Origin of the sequence: Curtobacterium sp. Leaf261 (genome assembly GCF_001422205.1) — a bacterium.
GTDB lineage: Bacteria > Actinomycetota > Actinomycetes > Actinomycetales > Microbacteriaceae > Curtobacterium.
This window is the reverse complement of sequence record NZ_LMMJ01000009.1, coordinates 78,451-98,658: the sequence shown is the minus strand read 5'-3', so window position 1 is coordinate 98,658 and position 20,208 is coordinate 78,451. Positions and strand designations below refer to the sequence as shown.

15 protein-coding genes are annotated in these 20,208 nt (G+C 71.3%); 10 read left to right on the top strand and 5 right to left on the bottom strand.

Annotation, left to right across the window (positions count from 1 at the left end; genetic code table 11):
• Positions 1 to 93 precede the first annotated feature (93 nt).
• From ASF23_RS11580 to ASF23_RS11565, 4 genes are all read left to right on the top strand, one after another.
• On the top strand, positions 94 to 1,116 hold the full coding sequence (locus ASF23_RS11580) for a glycosyltransferase family 2 protein (RefSeq protein WP_055953531.1): 1,023 nt from the start codon (positions 94 to 96) through the stop codon (positions 1,114 to 1,116).
• Positions 1,117 to 1,257: 141 nt separating this feature from the next.
• A complete protein-coding gene (locus tag ASF23_RS11575) occupies positions 1,258 to 3,315 on the top strand; it encodes a hypothetical protein (RefSeq protein ID WP_156364481.1) in 2,058 nt (685 codons plus the stop codon).
• Between the two features lie 130 nt (positions 3,316 to 3,445).
• Positions 3,446 to 5,497, top strand: coding sequence for a DUF7657 domain-containing protein (locus ASF23_RS11570; RefSeq protein WP_156364480.1), 2,052 nt, complete (start codon positions 3,446 to 3,448; stop codon positions 5,495 to 5,497).
• A 142-nt stretch (positions 5,498 to 5,639) separates the two neighbouring features.
• Positions 5,640 to 7,064 carry a M23 family metallopeptidase gene (locus tag ASF23_RS11565; protein ID WP_055953521.1) on the top strand — a complete coding sequence of 475 codons (1,425 nt, stop codon included), beginning with the start codon at positions 5,640 to 5,642 and terminating at the stop codon, positions 7,062 to 7,064.
• 122 nt (positions 7,065 to 7,186) lie between these two features.
• On the opposite strand, the gene ASF23_RS11560 is transcribed toward ASF23_RS11565, so the two are convergent.
• A complete protein-coding gene (locus ASF23_RS11560) occupies positions 7,187 to 7,672 on the bottom strand; it encodes a GtrA family protein (protein ID WP_082474085.1) in 486 nt (161 codons plus the stop codon).
• A 152-nt stretch (positions 7,673 to 7,824) separates the two neighbouring features.
• Here ASF23_RS11560 and ASF23_RS11555 point away from each other — a divergent pair, with 152 nt between their 5' ends.
• Entirely contained in the window at positions 7,825 to 8,961 is a 1,137-nt protein-coding gene (locus tag ASF23_RS11555) for a glycosyltransferase family 2 protein (RefSeq protein WP_082474084.1), read from the top strand.
• Positions 8,962 to 9,004: 43 nt separating this feature from the next.
• Positions 9,005 to 10,537, top strand: a complete 1,533-nt coding sequence (locus ASF23_RS11550; protein WP_156364479.1) for a hypothetical protein — start codon at positions 9,005 to 9,007, stop codon at positions 10,535 to 10,537.
• 50 nt (positions 10,538 to 10,587) lie between these two features.
• On the opposite strand, the gene ASF23_RS11545 is transcribed toward ASF23_RS11550, so the two are convergent.
• Positions 10,588 to 11,883, bottom strand: a complete 1,296-nt coding sequence (locus tag ASF23_RS11545; protein ID WP_055953515.1) for an O-antigen ligase family protein — start codon at positions 11,881 to 11,883, stop codon at positions 10,588 to 10,590.
• Between the two features lie 103 nt (positions 11,884 to 11,986).
• Here ASF23_RS11545 and ASF23_RS11540 point away from each other — a divergent pair, with 103 nt between their 5' ends.
• On the top strand, positions 11,987 to 12,742 hold the full coding sequence (locus tag ASF23_RS11540) for a polyprenol monophosphomannose synthase (protein WP_055954346.1): 756 nt from the start codon (positions 11,987 to 11,989) through the stop codon (positions 12,740 to 12,742).
• A 64-nt stretch (positions 12,743 to 12,806) separates the two neighbouring features.
• Here ASF23_RS11540 and ASF23_RS11535 read toward each other — a convergent pair whose 3' ends face one another.
• Genes ASF23_RS11535 through ASF23_RS11525 form a run of 3 tightly spaced genes read right to left on the bottom strand, consistent with a single transcriptional unit; the run spans position 12,807 to position 17,082 of the window.
• Positions 12,807 to 14,120, bottom strand: a complete 1,314-nt coding sequence (locus ASF23_RS11535) for a mannosyltransferase family protein (RefSeq protein WP_055953512.1) — start codon at positions 14,118 to 14,120, stop codon at positions 12,807 to 12,809.
• A 23-nt stretch (positions 14,121 to 14,143) separates the two neighbouring features.
• Positions 14,144 to 15,664, bottom strand: coding sequence for a glycosyltransferase 87 family protein (locus tag ASF23_RS11530; protein ID WP_162236762.1), 1,521 nt, complete (start codon positions 15,662 to 15,664; stop codon positions 14,144 to 14,146).
• Positions 15,661 to 17,082: an O-antigen ligase family protein gene (locus ASF23_RS11525; protein ID WP_055953506.1), complete on the bottom strand. Its 1,422-nt coding sequence runs from the start codon at positions 17,080 to 17,082 to the stop codon at positions 15,661 to 15,663. Before ASF23_RS11525 ends, ASF23_RS11530 begins: the two co-directional genes overlap by 4 nt.
• Before the next feature lie 66 nt (positions 17,083 to 17,148).
• Between ASF23_RS11525 and manA the strand changes: the two genes are divergently transcribed.
• From manA to ASF23_RS11510, 3 genes are all read left to right on the top strand, one after another.
• A complete protein-coding gene (manA, locus tag ASF23_RS11520) occupies positions 17,149 to 18,378 on the top strand; it encodes a mannose-6-phosphate isomerase, class I (RefSeq protein WP_055953503.1) in 1,230 nt (409 codons plus the stop codon).
• Positions 18,379 to 18,562: 184 nt separating this feature from the next.
• The gene (galE, locus tag ASF23_RS11515; RefSeq protein ID WP_055954344.1) at positions 18,563 to 19,525 is read left to right on the top strand and encodes a UDP-glucose 4-epimerase GalE; all 963 of its coding nucleotides are present in this window, start codon (positions 18,563 to 18,565) and stop codon (positions 19,523 to 19,525) included.
• Between the two features lie 210 nt (positions 19,526 to 19,735).
• Positions 19,736 to 20,059, top strand: a complete 324-nt coding sequence (locus ASF23_RS11510) for a WhiB family transcriptional regulator (protein WP_055953500.1) — start codon at positions 19,736 to 19,738, stop codon at positions 20,057 to 20,059.
• Positions 20,060 to 20,208 lie beyond the last annotated feature (149 nt).

Below are 20,208 nucleotides of genomic sequence, written 5' to 3'. Positions count from 1 at the left end.
CGGCCGGGAGGTCGTCGGCTCGGCGACCCGCGCGCAGGCGGCGGGCGGCGCCGAGCGGTGGGCGGCGCCGAGCGGCGCTGCCATGATGGTCCGATGCTCGCATCCGTCATCATCGTCGACTGGAAGCGCGCCGACCTGACGGACCGCGCCGTCCGGTCGGTCCTCGCGCAGCGGACCGACCACGACGTCGAGCTCGTGCTCGTGGTGAACGAGGCCGACCCCGGCGACGTCGCCCGGTTCCGCGCCGACCACCCGCGGGCCGTGGTCGTGCCGGTCACGAGGAACGAGGGGTTCGCGGGCGGCGTGACCCGGGGGATCGCCGCCGCCACGGGCGAGGTCGTCGTGCTCCTCAACAACGACGCGGTCGCCGACAACGGGTTCGTGGACGCCGGACTCGCCGCGTTGACCGCCGCGGGCCCCGGGACGGCGGCGGTCGCCGGGACCGCCGTGCTCGAGGGGACCTTCGTCCGAGCGACCGGCGCCGACCTGCCCGACGACCTCGTCGCCGCCGACGGGACGCGGTGGCGGCGGGACAGCCCCGGCGTGGCGCTCGTGAACGGCACCGGTGTGGTCCTGACGGTCGACGGCAACGGCCGCGACCGCGACTGGCTGACGCCGATCGAGGGTGCTCGTGAGACGACGGCGCTCTTCGGGTTCTCCGGCGGTGCGGCCTTCGTCCGGCGAAGCGCGCTCGACGCGGTCGGCGGCTTCGACGAGTCCCTCTTCATGTACTACGAGGACGTCGACCTGTCCTGGCGGTTCCGACTCGCCGGCTTCGAGGTCGGCCACGCTCCGCACGCCGTCGTGGTGCACCGGCACGCGGGGAGCTCCGGGAGCGACTCCCCACTGGTCCGGTACCAGAGCCTCCGCAACCGGCTGGCGGTGGTGCTCCGCGACGGGTCGACCCGGCTCGTCCTGCGGGTGGTGGCCAGGACCGTGCTGCGGTGGGCGCGGGACGTCGCCCGTCCGGACGGCGCGCAGCTCGCGCCGTCCCAGTGGCGACGATTCGGACTGGAGGCCCGGGGCATCGTCCGGCACGCCCGTCGCGCCCGGCGCGCGGACGGGTTCGCCCCCGCGGACCGCCGCCGGGTCGAGGCGCTGCTCGCGCGTCGGTAGGCGCGGACGTGCGCATCGGGGCCGCACCGCGCCTCCCGATCGGGGGTCAGCCGACAGGCTGTGTGACGGGAGGGACTGAAGTAACCTCGACGGAACACTGTGTCCGCACGTGTCCCCCTCCCCGACCCGAGGACCTCCATCGTGAAGAAGATCCTGGCCATGCTCACCGCCGTCCTGGCGGTGGCGTCGGTCCTCGTCGGGCTCTCGCTCGCGCACTCCTCGTCCGAGCAGCCGGCCCAGGCGCTCAGCGGGTCCTCGTTCGACGCGGGGAACATCATCTCGGACGCCAACTTCTACGACGGCGGGTCGCTGTCGACCGCTGCGATCCAGTCGTTCCTGAGCGCGCAGGGCGGGACCTGCCGGTCGAACTCCTGCCTCAGCAACGGACGGTTCTCGATGAACGCACGCGGTGGGGACGCGATGTGCTCGGCGGTCGCCGGTGGGTCCGGGCTCAGCACCGCGCAGATCATCTCGCAGGTCGCGTCGGCGTGCGGCATCAGCCCGAAGGTGATGCTCGTGACGCTGCAGAAGGAGCAGGGGCTCGTCACGGCGACGAACCCGTCGGCGGCCACGCTGCAGAAGGCGATGGGGTACGCCTGCCCCGACACCGGCAACGGGTGCGACCCGGCCTACGCGGGTGTCGGCAACCAGATGTACTGGTCGGCCTGGCAGTGGAAGCGCTACGGCAACCCCGCGGGCACCAGCGCGTACTTCACCTGGTTCAACCCGGGCACGCACCAGATCCAGTACAACGTGCCGACGTCCTGCGGCACCAAGACCGTGACCGTCGCGAACAAGGCCACCGCCGCGCTGTACTACTACACGCCGTACACGCCGAACACCGCGGCACTGAACAACCTCTACGGCACCGGGGACTCCTGCTCCGCCTACGGCAACCGGAACTTCTGGCGGATGTACAGCGACTGGTTCGGGGACCCGAGCGGGCGGAGCACCCCGATCGGCAGCCTCGACGGACTCACCGCGGGTGTCGAACAGCTCTCCGTGCGGGGCTGGGCGATGGACGGCACCGCGAACACCTCGACCTTCGTGGACGTCTACGTCGACGACCGTGGGACACGGCTCAGCGCGAACGACTCCCGTCCGGACGTCGAGCGCGCCTACCCCGGCCGTGGTGCGCTGCACGGGTTCGACGACACGTTCCCCGCAGCAACCGGCTCGCACCAGGTGTGCGTCTACGCCGTCAGCGCGGACGGCCAGCGGAACGCGACGCTCGGGTGCCGCAGCGTGTACATCCAGAGCGGGACGCCGTTCGGCTCCGTCGACACGATGCGCGCGGTGCCGGGCGGCATCCAGGTCTCCGGCTGGGCGATCGACGCGGAGACGGCGAACCCGCTGACGATCCGCGCGACCGTCGACGGCGCGGCGACCTCCGTCACCGCGGGGAACGCCCGGGCCGACGTGGGCCGCGCCTACCCCGCGAGCGGACCGAACCACGGCTTCTCGACCACGCTCGCAGCCGCCCCCGGCAACCACACGGTGTGCCTGACCGGTGTGAACGTCGGACCGAAGGGCGCGGACGGGCTCATCAGCCCGTGCCGGACCGTCGGCGTCCCGACCCGCGACGTCTTCGGCTCGGTCGACACGATGCGACTGTCCGGGTCGACGCTGACGGTCGGCGGGTGGGCGCTCGACGGCAGCGACGTCGGGCCGGTCACGATGAAGGTCACCGTCGACGGTTCGACGAGGTCGTTCGCCGCGACCGGCACCCGCGCGGACGTCGGTCGCTCCTACCCGGGCTGGGGACCGGCGCACGGCTTCACCACGTCGTACGAACTCGGGTACGGCGCGCACTCGGTGTGCGTGACCGCGGTGGGCACCAAGGGGGCGAGCACGCAGCTCCGGTGCGCCACCGTCACCCGGTCGAACACGACCCCGATCGGCTCGTTCGACGGCGCGACGGCGACGACCGGCGGCATCGCGGTGAACGGATGGGCGATCGACCCGGACACGACCGCATCGATCGCGGTGACGGTCGCGGTCGACGCCACGCCGACGTCGCTGACGGCGAACACGAAGCGCGCCGACGTCGGGCGGGCACACCCCGGGTTCGGCGACTCCCACGGATGGTCGTCGACGATCGCTGCGGCTCGCGGGACGCACACGGTGTGCGCGACCGCGATCGACAGCACCGGCGGCACGAACCCGAGTCTCGGCTGCAGGACCGTCGTCGTCCCGTAGCGGCCCGTCGTCGTCGCGCGGCCCGCCGTCGCGCGGCGTTCCCCGGGCCGGGGTCCCGGCGGGCCTACTGTGGTCCGGGCGGTGCCGGAGGGCGGCCCGCACAGCAGCCGAACGAGGGACCGAGCGCTCCGTGACATCCACCACCCGAGAACGAACCACCACGCCGAAGGTGGTCGAGGACATCACCCTGGCCTGGATCCGTCTGACGGCTCCACGCGCCTCGGGTCTCCCGAACCTGCTCGTGCTCCTGGCCTTCCCGGCGGTCGTCGTGGTCATCGGTGTGGTGCTCGTGGGGCTCGGCATCTCGGGGTCGTCCACCGGCCAGTACTGGAACGAGTTCGGCACCGGTCATGACGCCGACCTGCTCGCAGGCATGCCGCGCGGCATCCGGAGCGACGAGTGGCTCGTGCAGTCGACGTGGATCGTCTCGCAGGTGCAGCAGGGGTTCCCGGCGCTCAACCACACGCTCCCCGGCGGGATGGACGCCACGATCCAGAACGACCTGCCCTCGTGGGACTGGTCGAGCATCTTCCGGCCGCACGTCCTCGGCTTCCTGGTGCTCCCGCTCGACCAGGGGATGGCGGTGCGCTGGTGGCTCCCGATCATCACGGTCGTCATCGCGATCCACGCGTTCGTCGTCACGCTCGTCCCGCGCCGCCCCGTGTTCGCCGCGGCCGTGGCGATCGCAGTGGCACTGTCGCCGCTGATCCAGTGGTGGTTCCTGCCGACGACGATCTGGCCGGTGGCGTGGGCCTTCGCCGCGCTCACCGCGATCCTCTGGTGCCTCCGGTCGGGACGGACCTGGGCCCGGTGGGTGGTCTCTGCGATCGCCGCCTACCTCACGGTCACGATGGTCATGAGCATCTACGTGCCGTTCATGGTGCCCGCAGCCCTCGCCGTCGGCATCGTCGGTGTCGCGTTCCTCGTCGCGCACGCCAGGGCGCTCGTCGTCGACGACGGCGTGGCCGGAGGGCGTGCCACGGTCCGGACCGTCCGCGCGATCGTGCCGCTCATCGGAGCCGTGGTCGGTGCGGGGATCGTGCTCGTGCTCTGGATCCTGACCCGGACGGCCACGATCGAAGCCGTCCTCGGCACGGTCTACCCCGGCCACCGCCTGCAGGAGACCGGCGGAGCGGGCTTCACGCTGTCCGTCGCGCTGTTCGCCGGGCCGATGATGCGCGCGTCGCAGTCCGGGAGCGTCGCGGGCCTCGCGCCGAACGAATCAGAGGCGTCCGTCCCGATCATGACCGCGCTGTTCCTGCTGCCGGGGCTCATCTGGTGCATCGCCCGGGCCGCACGGCGTCGACGTCTCGACTGGCCGGCGGTCGGCGTGATCGTGACGATGGGCGTCGCCCTCGCCTTCCTCAGCATCCCGCACTGGGACCAGCTCGCACACCTGCTCCTGCTCGACCGCAGCAGCGTTGCGCGGATGCGGCTCGTGTTCGACGTGCTGGCGCCGATCGCCCTCGCGATCACGGTCCGGCGGATCGACGAGGACCGGGAACGTCCGTCGTGGTCGACCGCGCTCTGGGGTCCGGGTCTCGTCGTGGGTTCCGTCGCACTCGTGTACGTGATGCTCCGCGTCGAGGGGTCGTCGGTCCTGAGCGCGTCGCGTGCATGGCCGGTCGTGACCGCGCTCATCGCCGTCGGCGTCCTGCTCGTGCTCCGGCGGTGGGCGACGACGGGCGCGGTGTTCCTGCTCGTCGCGGCGGCGATCGTCGGGTTGCAGGTGAACCCGCTCTACCGCGGGGTGTACGACCTCAACGACACCCGTGCGGGCAAGGACATCGCCGCGATCGAGGCCGAGGACCCCGACACGACATGGGTCGGCCTCGGGAGCCCGTACTCGACGCCGCTCCTCGTCGAGTCGGGTGTGGTCGCCTACAACGGCGTGCAGACCTACCCGCCCGAGGAGATGTGGAAGCAGATCGACCCGAGTGGCCGGTACGAGGACGCCTGGAACCGTCTGGCGAACGTGTCGTGGGTCGCGTCCAGCGGTGCCCCGACGGTGTCGAACCCGCAGCGGGACCAGATCCAGGTGACCTTCGACGGGTGCAGCCGCTTCGCGCAGCGGCACGTCGACTACGTCCTCTCGCAGGACCCGGTGCAGAACTCCTGCCTGTCCCTCGTCGAGGACGCCCGACAGGGAGCGAGCGACTTCTTCATCTACCGCGTGAGGTGATGAGCCACCTGCCCGTGGGAATCTGTTCACATTCTCATGTTGCATTCAGGGAATCAGCATGGAACGATCGTTCCACGTCAACGTTGACGTGCTTTGCGGTCCAAGGAGGCCGTGGAGACGAGCGAGGGGAACGTTCCACACCATGCAACGAACAATCACCAGCACGGCGATCGGGGTCGCCGCGGCACTCGCGCTGATCGTGACCGGCGGCGCCGTGGCGTCAGCGGCACCGGCGCAGACGCGAGCGGTCGGGGACGTGATCGTCCCGACGTCGGGCACGGTCACCGGCAACCTGAAGAGCGGTCACTGCTCGGACGGGAGCGCGCACACCGGCATCGACATCGCCGCGGGCTCCGGATCGTCGATCGTCGCCGGGGCGGCGGGCACCGTCATCCGTGTCGTCAACAGCAGCGCGACGACCGGCTTCGGCACGCAGGTCGTCATCGACCACGGGAGCGGCTACACGACGCAGTACGGACACATGATCAACGGATCGCCGACGGTCCGTGAAGGCCAGACCGTGTCGAAGGGCCAGCGGATCGGCTCCGTCGGGAGCACCGGTCACTCGACGGGGAACCACCTGCACTTCGAGGTGCGTGTCGGCGGGACGTCCCAGTCCGGCCTCAGCGACTACTTCAGCTGCGGCAGGTCCGTCACCCAGGGCACGGCGATCCCGTGGAGCTTCCCGGGCTTCCCCGGGGGCAGGTCCGACGCGTTCGAGACGGCGGTCCAGATCAACACCGGCCGGCTCCAGTCGATCGGCCAGATCGAGAACAAGGACTGGGGCGTCCAGCTCGCCCCCGGGACCAGCCCGGACATCGCGATGGTCCCGGGCGGGTACCAGATCGCGGCGCAGCTCTCCGACGGCAGCCTCTGGACCGGCGGCACACTCGGCACCAAGAAGTGGGACCTCGGGATGAAGGCCGGGACCTCTCCGTCGATCACGGCGCTCGGGAACGGGGGCTTCCAGGTCGCGGTGCAGACGAACGCCGGGTCGCTCTGGACCGTCGGTGATGCCGGCTACCGGGACTGGAACCTCGGCATGAAGGCCGGCACGAGCCCGTCCATCACCGCGTACGGCAGCGGGTTCGAGGTCGCGGCGCAGACGAACACCGGATCGCTCTGGATGGTCGGTGACGCCGGCAACAAGGACTGGAATCTCGGCATGATGACCGGCACGAGCCCGTCCATCACGACCGTGGACGGCGGCGTCCAGATCGCGGCACAGACCAACGGAGGAGTCCTCTGGACCGTCGGTGCCGGCGGGGACACGGACTGGAAGCTCGGCATGGACCGCTCGACGAGCCCGAGCATCACGACCCTGTCCGACGGCCGCACCGAGACCGCTGCGCAGACCAACGGGCACACCCTGTGGACCGTCGGCGCCGTCAACAAGGCCTGGGACGTCGGCATGCGACCCGGGACCTCGCCGTCGATCACGCAGGTGCCGAAGGGCTACGAGGTCGCCGTCCAGGTCAACACCGGGTCGCTCTGGACCGTCGGCGACACCGTCGTGCAGGACTGGAAGACCGGGCTACGGGACGGCACCGGTCCCTCGATCGGCTGATCGGACACGTTCTGTGCCAGCGAGCGTCAACTGCGCCAGGGAGTCCCTCGGCCAGTTGACGCTCGCTGGGGCAGAACCGGATCAGCCCCGCACCGTTCGCGCTCCGGGTCCGGCTGTCCGGGTCAGCGCGCGGGAAGGGTCCCGTCGGTCCGGGTGGACGGCGGGAACACCCAGCGCCCGTAGGCCCAGTACCGGAACACGGTGGCGATCGCCTGCCCGACGAGCGTGCCGGACACGTTGTCGGAGAGCGGCGAGTGCAGCCCGAGCACGTAGCGGGAGAACCCCAGGCAGGCGAGCTGCAGGAGGATCGCGATCACGTTGAGCAGGACGAAGATCCAGAAGGCCCCGCGGCGCGGCTCGGCCGCCCTGTCTCGGTAGGTCCAGAGCCGACTGCCGAAGTAGGTGACCACGCTCGCCCCGGCGATGGCGATGATCTTCGCGAGGAGGGGGAGCGAGAACAGCGGCCCGTGACCGCCCCAGAACGCGAGCGCGTTGTAGATCGCCGCGTCGACCAGGAACCCGATCCCGCCGACGACGAGGAACGACCCACCGCGTCGGAGGTGCCCCGACAGCCACGCGCCGATGCCGGGGGATGCTGCAGTCGACACGTTCGATTCCTCTCGTCGGGGCCGGGTGATCGCCGAGCCCCTGGTACCGTTCTGGCGGGTGGGAAATCGCCGCCCGTCGTGTGCAGCGAGATCAAGACGCGCCGCGAACCCGAACGCCGCTCCGCGCGGCGCCCGACCTGAAGGACCTTATCGTGACCGACGACGACCTCGTCATTGCCGCAATCGTGCCCTGCTACAACGAGGCAGCCGCCGTCGGCAAGGTGGTGTCCGATCTGCTCGAGGCGGTGCCGGGCATCCACGTGTTCGTGTACGACAACAACAGCTCCGACGGCACCGACGAGATCGCGCGAGCGGCCGGCGCGACCGTCCGGTACGAGAACCGCAAGGGCAAGGGCAACGTCATCCGTCGCGCGTTCGGCGACATCGACGCCGACGTGTACCTGCTCATCGACGGCGACGACACGTACGACGCCTTCGCGGCGCCCGACATGATCCGCACGCTGCTCGAGGGTCCGTACGACCACATCCTCGGCGTCCGGCAGGACGACCCCGACGCGACCGCGTACCGGCCGGGTCACGCTGCGGGCAACCGCGCCTTCAACACGCTCGTCGGCAAGCTCTTCGGTCTGCCGGTCTCGGACATGCTGAGCGGGTACCGGATCTTCTCGCGCCGGTTCGTGAAGTCGTTCCCGGCGCTCAGCAAGGAGTTCGAGATCGAGACGGAGCTCACCGTCCACACGATGAACCTCCGCATCCCGCAGACCGAGGTCCCGGTCGGCTTCCGCGACCGACCGGAGGGGAGCGAGTCCAAGCTCTCGACGGTCAAGGACGGCCTCAAGATCCTCTCGCTCATCGCGCACCTGATCCGGTACGAGCGTCCGCTGTCGTTCCACGGGATCCTCGGCGGCGTGTTCGCGATCATCGCGGTCATCCTCGCCATCCCGCTGTTCGTCGAGTTCGGCGAGACCGGACTCGTCCCGCGGTTCCCGACCGCGATCCTCGCCGGACTCCTCATGGTGATCGCGTTCTTCACCTGGCTCGTCGGGTTCGTCCTCGACGGGATCACACGCTCGCGCCGTGAATCGAGCCGTCTGACCTACCTGATGTACGCCGCGCCGAACAGCCCCGGTGTCCGCCTCGCCTGGGACGCTCCCACCGAGATCGGCGAGTCGTCGTACGCCCAGATCGTGGACCGGACCGACGGGTCCGCGCACGGTGCCGAGTCGGGGCTCGCCGAGCCGTCGGAGGACGCCGACGCGTCCACGCTGACCGATCAGTCCGCGCAGACCGCCGACGTGTCGGCGGGAACCGGTGACCGACGCGCCTGATCCGAGCGCGGCCGGTGACCGGAGCGCGACCGACGGACCGGTCGTGACCGGCCATCCGATCGAGCCCGGCAGGCCGGTCGTGACCGGACGGGAGGCACGGCGCGCCGATCCGACGGCCGTCACCACCGCCTCCAGTCCGGTCGGTGACGCGCGATCGCGCGCCGAAGTCCGGCAGCGGACCGGCCGTCTGCCCGTCGCCGGTGTCGGCATCGCGATGCTCGTCGGCCTCGTGACGGTGGTGCTCGGGTGGTTCCGGCTGCCGGCGATCACGCGGGACACGATGTGGGCCGAAGACGTGCGGCTCTTCCTGCACCAGCGGATCGTGCTCGGGCCGTGGGCGTCGCTGGTCCAGCCCTACGACGGGTACCAGCACCTCGTGCCGCGGATCCTCACGGACACGGCCGTGCTCGTGGCGCCGATCGAGCGGTACGCGATGACGGTGACCCTGCTGGCGCTCGCGGCCGTCGGCCTCACCGCGGCGGCGACGTTCGCGTTCTCCGCCGGCCTGGTGCGGACGCGGACGGCGCGGATCGCCCTCGCACTCATCCCCGTCCTCCTGCCCATCTCGGCGAACGAGGCGCTCGGGAACCTGGCGAACCTGCACTGGTTCGCGCTGTACCTCGCTCCCTTCATCCTGCTCCACCGCCCGGCGACCCGGACACGGGCGGTGTTCCAGACGGTGCTCGTGCTGCTCGTCGCCGGCACCGAGATCCAGACCGTCGTCTTCGTCCCCCTGCTCGCGCTCATGCTCCGTCGGCGTCGGGTCTGGTCGGTGGGCATCGCGTACCTCGTCGGACTCGCAGGCCAGTTCGGCGCGCTCCTGACCACACCGCGCGTCCGGTCCGAGGAGACGCCCGTCCTGCTGGCCGATGCGGTGCGGGGGTTCTTCGCCGAGCCGTCACTCAGCCTGTGGGTCCACGACGGTCCTCGGGCGGCGACCCTGCTCGCGCAGCACGGCGTCCCGGTGCTCGCCGCCGCGTTCGCGCCGTTCGCCGTCGCCCTCGTCGCGGCGGTCGCCGCCCGGTGGAGCGGTCGCTCGCTGCTCGCGGTCGTGCTCGCGGTCGGGGCGGTGGCCGTCTGGTTCGCGGACGTCCTCCTGAACCCGAACGGGCTGCTGGAGTTCAGCGCTCGGGGGTGGGCGGTCCTCGCGGCGGAGGGGTTCGTCCGCTACGCGCTCGTGCCGTCGATGTTCCTGGCGGCGCTGCTCGTCGTCGGCGCGGACCGGCTCCTCGCCGCGGGCGGGGGCCGGTGCCTCGCCGTGGGCGGGGACGGGCGCCTCGCTTCGGGTGCGGACGGGCGCCTCGCCGTGGGGGAGGGTGTCCGTGGCGGCGCGGTCGCGCTGCGGGTCGTCGGTGTGCTGGTGCTCGTCGGGCTGGCGGGTGGGCTGACCACGGCCTACGAGCCCCTTTCGACGTCGCGGTCCGGGGGACCGGACTGGCGCACGTCGGTCCGGACCGCGGAGCAGGCGTGCGCGTCGGTCGGTGGTGTCGGGCGACAGCGGATCGAGGGTGCCCCGAGTGGCTGGGGCGTCTCGCTGTCCTGTGCGGACATCGACGGGGACCGCCGCTTCCCGTAGCGGGTAGCGGGTAGCGGGCGTCGCCTGGTCCGGGTGCTCCCCGGTGCGGCTCAGACCCGCCGGAGCTTCGACCGCCAGGAGCGTCGCCGTGCCGCGATCACCAGGACCGCGACGAACATCATCAGCCCCGCCCCGTGCAGCAGGTAGCTCTCCGCGGCACTCGTGATCCCGATGAGCACGAGCACCACCGCCGGCCAGACGTACGCGACCCCGGGGAACGTCGTCGCGGTGACCCAGGCCCGCGCGAACGCCAGCAGCGCGGTGACGACGAGGATGAGCGCACCGGCGAACCCGATCTGCAGCCAGGCGTCGACAACGGCGTTGAGTCCGGACGTGTACGGCCGGCCGCTGTCGGTGAGCAGGGTGTTGAACGGGAACACGTCCGTGGGCCACGTCCCGACCCACCCCCAGCCCTGGATCGGGTAGGACTCGACGAGGACCCGGATCCGCTGCCAGAGGTCCAGCCGCACGGCCGTGCCCCCCGCGGCGCCGATCTCGTCGAGCAGTCGACTGCGGAACACGAAGGCGACGATCGCCCCCGCGCCGAGGACCACCCCGAGCGCGGTGTTGATGAGTGGTCGACGCTCGGGAGCCGTCCTCCGGAGGACCACGAGCGCGAGCGCGGCGATGACCAGCCCGACCATCGCGATGCTCGTGATCGGGGACTGTACGAGCATGAGCGTGATGAGTGCGATCGCGACGGAGCCGATCGCCCGCCAGCGCGTCACACTCCGGGTCAGCGCCTCGACCACGAAGGTCACGAGGGCCATCCCGGCGATGAACCCCATGAAGTTCCGGGTCCCGCCGACGCCCTGGATCGGGCCGCCGTAGGCGATGTCGCCCTGGATGCCGAGGCTCGAGATCGGGACGTCGATGACGAGTCCGGAGAGGATCTCGAGGCCGAGCGACGTGACGATGATGATCCGGAACGCATCGCCGCACGCCCGGACGAGCTGCACGAGGTCGCGGCCGAGCGCCAGGTAGAGCCCGAGCGCGATGAAGCAGACGGTTCCGGTGAACCCGCGGAGGGACGCCCACGAGTAGGTGCTCCACAGCACGCTGAGCGCCATGTAGAGGACGAGCCCCATGAGACTGAGCGGGAGCACGCCGTGCCACTCGATCCGGTAGCGCTGGCCGAGCAGGCTCAGCCCGGCGAGGACGACCAGGGACCCGAGGATCGCCCAGACGCCCGGTGTCCCGACGAGCACGTGCACCGTGGGCGCGGCGAACGCGAAGAGGACGATCACGGTGGAGAGCGCCTGCGCGAAACGGCCGCCGGCGGAGAACCCGATCCACGCCGAGAGGTACCGGCGCGTCACGACACGGCGTCCCGGCTCAGCGCTCACCCTCCCATTGTCGTGCATCGACCGGTTTGTCGTGCATCGACCGGTCCCGCGGGACGGGATAGGCTCGAACGCCATCGTCACGACCCCGGAGTTCCCCACGCGCATGTCCGATCCTCGGCCTCGTCCGCTCGTCATCGTCCCCACCTACGACGAGGCGGAGAACATCCGCACCGTCGTCGATGTCGTCCTCCGGACGGTCCCGGACGCCCACCTCCTCGTCGTCGACGACGGGAGCCCGGACGGCACGGCCGAGATCGTCGAGGGCCTCGCCGCCACCGACGACCGGGTGCACCTCCTCCGACGCAGCGGCAAGCTCGGCCTCGGGACCGCGTACGTCGCCGGCTTCCGGTGGGGCATCGAGCACGGCTACGGGTTCCTCATCGAGATGGACGCGGACGGGTCGCATCCGGCCTCCGCGCTGCCGGGCCTCATCGCCACGGTCGCCGACGCGCCGTCGGACGCTCCCGTCGCACTCGCCATCGGGTCGCGGTGGGTCGATGGCGGCTCGGTCGTCGACTGGCCGCGGAGCCGCGAGCTCCTGAGCCGCGGTGGCAACTGGTACGCCAAGCGGATGCTGCGGCTCGACGTCGCCGACATCACGGCGGGGTTCCGGGTGTACCGCTCGGAGACCATCGCCCGGATGGACCTCGACTCCGTCGACTCGAAGGGCTACTGCTTCCAGGTCGACATGACCCTCCGTGTGCACGATGCCGGCGGCACGATCGTCGAGCGGCCGATCGAGTTCCGCGACCGCGTGCTCGGGACGTCCAAGATGTCCCGGGCGATCGTGCTCGAGGCCATGTGGCGCGTCACGCAGTGGGGGATTGCGCGCAGGTTCGGGCGGGGCCGACGCGCCTGAGCATCCCGCGAGACCGCGAGACCGCGAGACCGCGAGACCGCGAGACCGCCGGGCGGCCATCCGGTCAGTCCGCCCAGAGACCGAGGGCGAACTGGTGCGTGTTGAACGTGAGCAGGGCGAGCCCGACCGCCAGCATCGCGGTCCAGAGCACCCGCCCGGCCATGCTCCGCTCGGCGCCCCTGCCGACCGCGACGACGATCGGGAACAGCGTGAGGGTGTTCCGCGCGAGCGACACGAAGGACACGCTCGTCACGAGCGAGAGCGCCGTCAGCCCGAGGTAGACGGCCTCGGGCCATGCGCGGCGCACGACGAACCAGGTCACCGCGAGCACCAGCAGTGCGGCGAACCCGATGTCGAACACGAACTGGATCCGCGCCGACTCGTTCGGGTGCACGTGCACCAGCGACACGGATTCGCGCAGTGCGGCCAGCGGTGCGCTGAGTGCACGCCCCCACCCGACCGTCTGCGCGTGCGACCACGCGTCGACGCGACCGGTCTCGGCCCACAGGTACACGAAGTAGGCGACGGTCCCGCAGGCGCCCACCAGGACGGCCGGGAGGCCCGGTGCCAGGACCCGGAGACCGTCGCGTCGTCGAGACAGCACGTAGACGACGACGAGCGCCGCCAGCAGGAACATGCCGTTGGCGCGGACGAGCCCGGCCCCGGCGCAGAGCAGACCGGCGGTCAGCCAGTGTCGGGTCCGCGCGGCGTGCCAGGCGCCGACGGCGAACGCCAGGAACGTCGACTCCGAGTAGGACGCGTGCAGGAAGAGCGCGTACGGGCCGAGGAAGAGCAGCGTCGTCGCCGCGAGCCCGGCCTGGTCGCCGGGTGACCGTCGCCGTGCGGCACGTCCGGCATCCGCAGCGACGGCGGTCCCCGCAGCCGAGCGCCACAGGATCGTCCCCGCGACGACGGCTCCGACCGCGGCGACGATCTCGAGTGCCAGCGGGATCGCCGCGACGACGTCGCCCGGTCCGATGACGGTCGCGAGGGCTCGCACGAGCATCGGGTACCCCGGGAAGAACGCTGGCAGCCCCGGGTCGGCGATCGCGGCCGGGAAGTACCCCCGCTCGGCGATCGTGGTGAAGTGCGCCGAGTCCCAGTGCGCCAGCAGTGCCGACCGCGGGCGACCGCCGAGCAGCGACCCCCGGTCGAGCTGCAGGGACAGCGCCGCGATCGTCATGACGAGCGCGCGCGAGACCGCCCACAGTGCGATCGAGCCCACGGCGGCGACGAGCCACGGCCGGAGACGGTCCGCCAGGTTGCTCGCGTGCGGACCGGGGACGCGTCGACCGGCGGCGAGTCGACCGCGGACCAGCCGACCGAGGACCAACCTGGCGGGTTCGACGGACGGGTGATCGGCGAGCGGTGCTGACACGCCGCCAGAATACTCAGTTTCGGTTACGGAACATCGTATTTCGCACGGCGGTTCGATCGGTCGCGCAGGGTGACGCGCTCGGGCTCCGCCGGAGGCGCGTCTCCCGGAGCAGCGTCTCCCGGGGAAGCGGCGTCGAGCTCAACGGAGGGAGGGTCCGCCGGTGGTGCGACGCCGAACTCGGCCGAGGGAGCACGGTCGAGCTCGGACGGTGCCGCGTCGTCGAGTTGGCCCGCCGGCGCTGCGTCGACCTGCGCCCGCTGCCCGTCGACGACCCGCGCACGGAGGAACGTCACCGCGAGCAGTGCCAGGAGGACCGCGCGGCCCCAGACGCCCACCGTGAGCGCCTGGTCCGCCCAGGTCGTCTCGACGTTCCCGATCGACTTGTAGAACAGCGACCGGTACCAGCCCACGAACGTCGCGAGGTCGGCGAGCAGGTAGCCGACGATCCACCCGGTCCGGACGCGCAGCACGACGAAGAACGGCAGGAGCCAGAGGACGTACTGGAGCGAGTCGACCTTGTTGCAGAGCATGTACACGCAGAGCATCGCGGCCGAGGTCTGCACCCACGGCATCCTGCCCGTCCGACGGCCGACGATGACGCCCGCGACGACCACGATGACCAGTCCGACCGCGGTGGACACCGTCGCCGCGAGCATCATGAGGTGCTGACGGTCGGGGTCGCTCGTGTTCGACCACGGCAGGAAGCCCCACCACCAGATCGACATCGTCGACTGGTCGATGACCCGGGCCGCCTGGAACCGGAACACCGAGGCCCACCCGGTGAAGTTCACGATCATGAACGGCACGTTCGCCGCCGCGACCGCCGCGATGGACGCCAGGACCGCAGCACCCGCCGTCCGCACACGAGCGGCGAGCGGCGTCGGACCCCGGTCGAGCAGGACGGCGAGCACGAGTGGCAGCACGAACATGGCCGGGTAGAGCTTGAACGCGGCGCCGATGCCGAACGCGAGCGCGGCGAGGACGACCCGGGTCGAGGGCCGCCACCGCCGCGGTCCCACGAGGACGAGCGCGAGACCGATCGCCGTCATCATGACCGGCAGCAGGTCCCAGTTGTACAGGGCGTAGACGGCGAGGGGTGGGGTCGCCGCGAAGATCCATGCCCGTCGACCGGCGATCCCCTGGAGGCAGAGGACGATCACCACCACGACCGGGACGAAGGTCAGCGCGGTGGCGACGATGAACCCCGGGAAGGTGGACACCGGGAGCGCGCTGAGCCAGACCCAGAGCCCCGTGAGCGTCGGGTACTCCACGGTCCCGCCGCCGAGGTCCGGCGGGGTGCCGCCGTACGTGCCGGCCACGTAGGGGAACAGGTGGTCCTCGAGGGTGCGTCGGCCCCAGAGCGCCTGCAGGTCCGAGTAGCACCCGTACCGTGTCACGCGCGTCAGGGTCCCGACCTCGGAGCCGTCCGGGTTCGTGAGCATGATCGAGCACGTCAGCTTGTGGGCGGCGCTCGCGCACGTCAGGACGACCGCCACGACGCACATGAGGACGCGCTCGAGCACCGAGAGTGGACGGCGCCTCATCCGGCGGCCTCGCTCGACACGGCGTCGGACGCGGCACCGCGGGCCCGATCGCGCCGTCGGAACTCGCGACGCGCCATCGGCGTCCGGGGCCCGTCGCCGACGGACCATGGCTCCTCGCCGACGAACACCGTCCGCGTCTTGACGGCGATGACGGCGAGCAGGACCCAGTTGCCCTCGTAGAGCAGCCGCGACTCCGCGACGGACTGCACCAGGAGCGCCGTCAGGACGAGGAGTGCTGCGAGGGACACCGGGTCGAACGACCTAGGGCGGAGCGCGGCGTCGTACGCGATCGACGTCGCGTTCCACCACGAGCGGACGAGTGTGCCGAGGACGTAGACCAGGAAGAGCGCGAGGCCGATCGCGCCGACCTGCATCCACATGTCGAGGTACGCGTCGTGCGCCTGCAGGTAGGTCACGCCCTTGCGGACCGCGAGTTCGTTGAGCGGGGAGATCGCCGGCCACCAGTAGCCGATCCAGCCCCAGCCGACGACCGGGTGTTGCTCGACGAGGCCCCACACGGCGTGCCAGATGTCCCCGCGCCCGGTGAGGTCCGAGCTCTTGCCGAGGAGTCCCGTGATCGGCCTCCACGCGACGATGACGACCCCGGCCACCACGACCGCCCCGGCGAGTCCGAGCAGGTACCGCGGCGTCCGTCGTTCGGTCGGGACACGTCGGATCGCGAGCGCGGCGAACAGCACGACCGCGACGACGAGCGCCGCGACGATGACGGTGGAGGACCTCGTGAGCACGAACACGATCCCCGCGACGACGAGCCACCCGGTCGCCCGGACCCGCTTCATGCGGTGCTCGGCGAGCTGGATCCCGACGGCGATCGCGGCGAGGAGCGTCACCATCGCGAGGAGGTTCGCGTTCCCGGGGAGCCCCTGGATCCGCCCGCCGGTGAACAGCTCGGCACGGGAGAAGTAGAACGCGTCGGGGACCTTCCGGTCGCCGTAGTCGGTCCACACCGGGGCGATCGGGTGTCGGACGACCACCGCGACGACGAACTCGAAGACCAGGGAGAGCGACAGGACCCACCGGAACGCCAGACTCATCGCATCGACGAGCCGCCGCCACGACAGCGTCGAGGCAATGAGGATCGCGATGAACACGCAGATCACCTGCGCCACGATGCTCGGCAGCGTCGCGATGCGCCAGTGCGACCAGATCAGCGAGACGAGGCACCACCCGAGCAGGATCCAGAGGCTCGGGGGCGTGTGCCGGAGCGTCGGACGTGCGCGCAGGAGCATCGTGACGCCCCAGGCCGCGAGGGCTGCGAGGAGTGCTGCCCAGCCGTACCAGGTGATGAGGTTGGGGATGCCGTCTCCGGCGAAGAGGACGAAGAGGACGGACGCGCCGAACGCGAACGCCTCCCGCTCGGGGACACGGCGTCGTGCCAGCGGCCAGGTGTTCGTCACCTCAGCAGAGTACCGGGACCGGGCGGCACCGATCGGCGGGGCAGGTCCTGCCAGTAGGGTTCGAGCATGTTCCTCGGCATCACGAACACCCCGCGCGACTACGCCTGGGGTTCCACCACCGCCATCCCCGAGCTCCTCGGCCGCACCGTCACGGGCCAGCCGCAGGCGGAGCTCTGGCTCGGCGCGCACCCGGGGAGCCCGAGCGTCGTCGTGAACCCGGCCATGGTCGGTGGTGCCGACACCCTCGCGGACTGGATCGCCGACGAGCCACGCGAGGCGCTCGGCTCCTCGGCCGGGGCGGTCTCGACCTCGTCCGGAGCCCCGGTCCTGCCGTTCCTCCTCAAGGTGCTCGCCGCGGCCGCGCCCCTCTCGCTGCAGGCACACCCCACCCCCGAGCAGGCGCGAGCGGGTTTCGCGCGTGAGAACGCCGCCGGCATCCCGATCGACGCGCCCGAGCGGAACTTCAAGGACCCGTTCCCGAAGCCGGAGCTCATCGTCGCGCTCAGCGAGCGGTTCGAGGCGCTGAGCGGTTTCCGACCGGCCGAGGAGGCGCTCGCCGATGTTGCGACGATCGACGCCGGGTCCGGGCGGCTCGGCCCGCTCGTCGCCCACCTGGGGCAGGGTCTCGAGGACACGTTCCGCTGGCTCATCGAGCCCGACGACGCGGCGCGCGCCGTGATCGCTGCGGCGTCGGAGCTCGCTGCCGCCGTCGACGCCCCGACGAGGAACGTGGCCACCGTCGTCGACCTCGCCGCGAGCGCCCCCGGCGACCCCGGTGTCGTGATCTCCCTCCTCATGCACCGCCTGTCGCTCCGCCGCGGCGAGTGCCTGTACCTGCCGGCGGGCAACATCCACGCCTACCTCGAGGGCCTCGGCATCGAGCTGATGGCGCCGTCCGACAACGTGATGCGCGGCGGCCTCACCCCGAAGCACATCGACGTCCCGGAGCTCCTCGACGTGCTCGACTTCACGGCGCACCCGGAGCCCTACCTGGAGCCGACCGAACTCGCCCCCGGCGTCGACCGGTTCGCGCCGGCCGGCACCGGGTTCGCACTCGTCCGGGTGTCCGGCGAGGGGGAGCCCGTCGGGTTCGGCACCGGCGGTGTCGCACCCCTCGGCGGACCGACCATCGCGATCTGCACGGACGGCGCGGCGACGCTCGTCGGCGCACACTCCGCGACGATGCTCCGCCGCGGCGAGTCCTGCTACATCACGCCCGACGAGGGCGACGTGACGGTCGAGTCCGACGCCGCCGTCGGCACGACGGCGACCGTCTTCCTGGCGACGGGCGCCTGACCCGCCCGCACCGCTCATCGCGAATCGGTCGCTTTCCGGGGAAAACGACGAGACCGGTGCCGAAGACGCCCGGATCGGTCGCTTTCCGGGGAAACCGACGCGACCGGCTCCGGACGGGAGGCACGGGACGGGCCCGCACCGCGCCTCCCGTCCGTCCGGTTCCCGGCCCGGTAGCGTGGCGGACATGAGTTGGTTGGTCACCGGCGCGGCCGGGTACATCGGGTCCCACGTCGTCCGGGCACTGCGGTCAGCAGGCAAGGACGTGGTCGCGTACGACGACCTGTCGAGCGGGTTCCGGCAGTTCGTGCCGGAGGGCGTCCCGTTCGTCGAGGGCACGATCCTCGACCGGGAGCTCCTCACGAGCACGGTCCGGGAGCACGGCGTCACCGGGGTGGTGCACGTCGCGGGCTTCAAGTATGCCGGCGTCTCGGTGCAGCGGCCCCTGCACACCTACGAGCAGAACGTCACCGGCATGGCGACGCTCCTCGGCGTGATGGCCGAGCAGGGCGTCGACCGCATCGTGTTCTCCTCGAGTGCCGCGGTGTACGGCACCCCCGACGTCGAGACCGTCGTCGAGGACACCCCGAAGAACCCGGAGTCGCCGTACGGCGAGTCGAAGCTCATCGGCGAGTGGCTCCTGCGGGACCTCGAGGTCGCCAAGGACTTCCGCACGACGAGCCTGCGGTACTTCAACGTCGTCGGGTCGGGCGAGCCGGACCTCTACGACGCGAGCCCGCACAACCTGTTCCCGCTGGTGTTCGACGCGCTCCTCGCCGGCCGCACCCCGAAGATCAACGGCGACGACTACGACACCCCCGACGGCACCTGCGTCCGCGACTACGTGCACGTCGCCGACCTCGCGCACTCGCACGCCGTCGCCGCACGACGTCTCGACGCGGGGGAGCCGGTGGAGCGGGCCTACAACCTGGGGAGCGGGGACGGCGTCTCGGTGCGCGAGATCATGACGGCGATGGCGTCCGGCACCGGCATCGACTTCACGCCGGAGGTGACGGCGCGTCGCCCCGGTGACCCGGCCAGGATCGTGGCGACCGGCGAGCTCGCCGCACGCGATCTCGAGTGGGCGATGCGGTTCACGCTCGACGAGATGGTGACGAGCGCATGGGAGGCGCGCCAGAGCGCTTCCTGACGGGCGCCGGACACGCCCGGGTCGGCTCGCGACACGCCCGAACGGGGGGTATGACCCTCGAGATGCGGTTGAGCCTTTTATGATGCCCCGACTTGACCTCGGGGAATCACACCTGTGTAATTAGGGCAGCGGCAGTCGCCGTGAGCCCGTCTCGCAGGGGGACGGCAGCATCAGATCTCAGCCGTCCGCGGTGCAGCAAGGGGTGACAGCGTGAACGCTTCCGATTCCCGGTCCGGCGTCCCGGACGACTGGCACGTCGACCCCGTCGACCTCGGTGTCCCCGGAGTCCGACGTCCCTCGGAGGACGGGGGCGAGAACCCGCTCTCGTGGCAGGCCGACTCGCTCTGTGCGCAGACCGACCCCGAGGCGTTCTTCCCCGAGAAGGGCGGATCCACGCGCGAGGCGAAGAAGATCTGCGTCTCGTGCGAGGTCCGCGCCCAGTGCCTCGAGTACGCGCTGCTCAACGACGAGCGGTTCGGCATCTGGGGCGGCATGAGCGAGCGCGAGCGCCGCAAGCTGCGGAAGCGGGCGTAGCTCCGCTCAGAGCATCGCGCCAGCGATGCGCGGCTGCGCCCCTGAGGAGCCTGCGACGAAGGCTCCGGAACCCAGCCATCTCAAAGGGTGGCCACAGGTTGCCGACGCGCCCCGTGCCTCCAGTCCGGAGCAGCACCGCTCTCGTAGAG

Excerpts from the sequence above, each read along its gene's own strand:
- ASF23_RS11580 (WP_055953531.1), top strand. The coding sequence starts at position 94 with ATGCTCGCATCCGTCATCATCGTCGACTGGAAGCGCGCCGACCTGACG.
- ASF23_RS11565 (WP_055953521.1), top strand. The coding sequence starts at position 5,640 with ATGCAACGAACAATCACCAGCACGGCGATCGGGGTCGCCGCGGCACTC.
- ASF23_RS11540 (WP_055954346.1), top strand. The coding sequence starts at position 11,987 with ATGTCCGATCCTCGGCCTCGTCCGCTCGTCATCGTCCCCACCTACGAC.
- ASF23_RS11530 (WP_162236762.1), bottom strand. The coding sequence starts at position 15,664 with ATGAGGCGCCGTCCACTCTCGGTGCTCGAGCGCGTCCTCATGTGCGTC.
- manA (WP_055953503.1), top strand. The coding sequence starts at position 17,149 with ATGTTCCTCGGCATCACGAACACCCCGCGCGACTACGCCTGGGGTTCC.
- galE (WP_055954344.1), top strand. The coding sequence starts at position 18,563 with ATGAGTTGGTTGGTCACCGGCGCGGCCGGGTACATCGGGTCCCACGTC.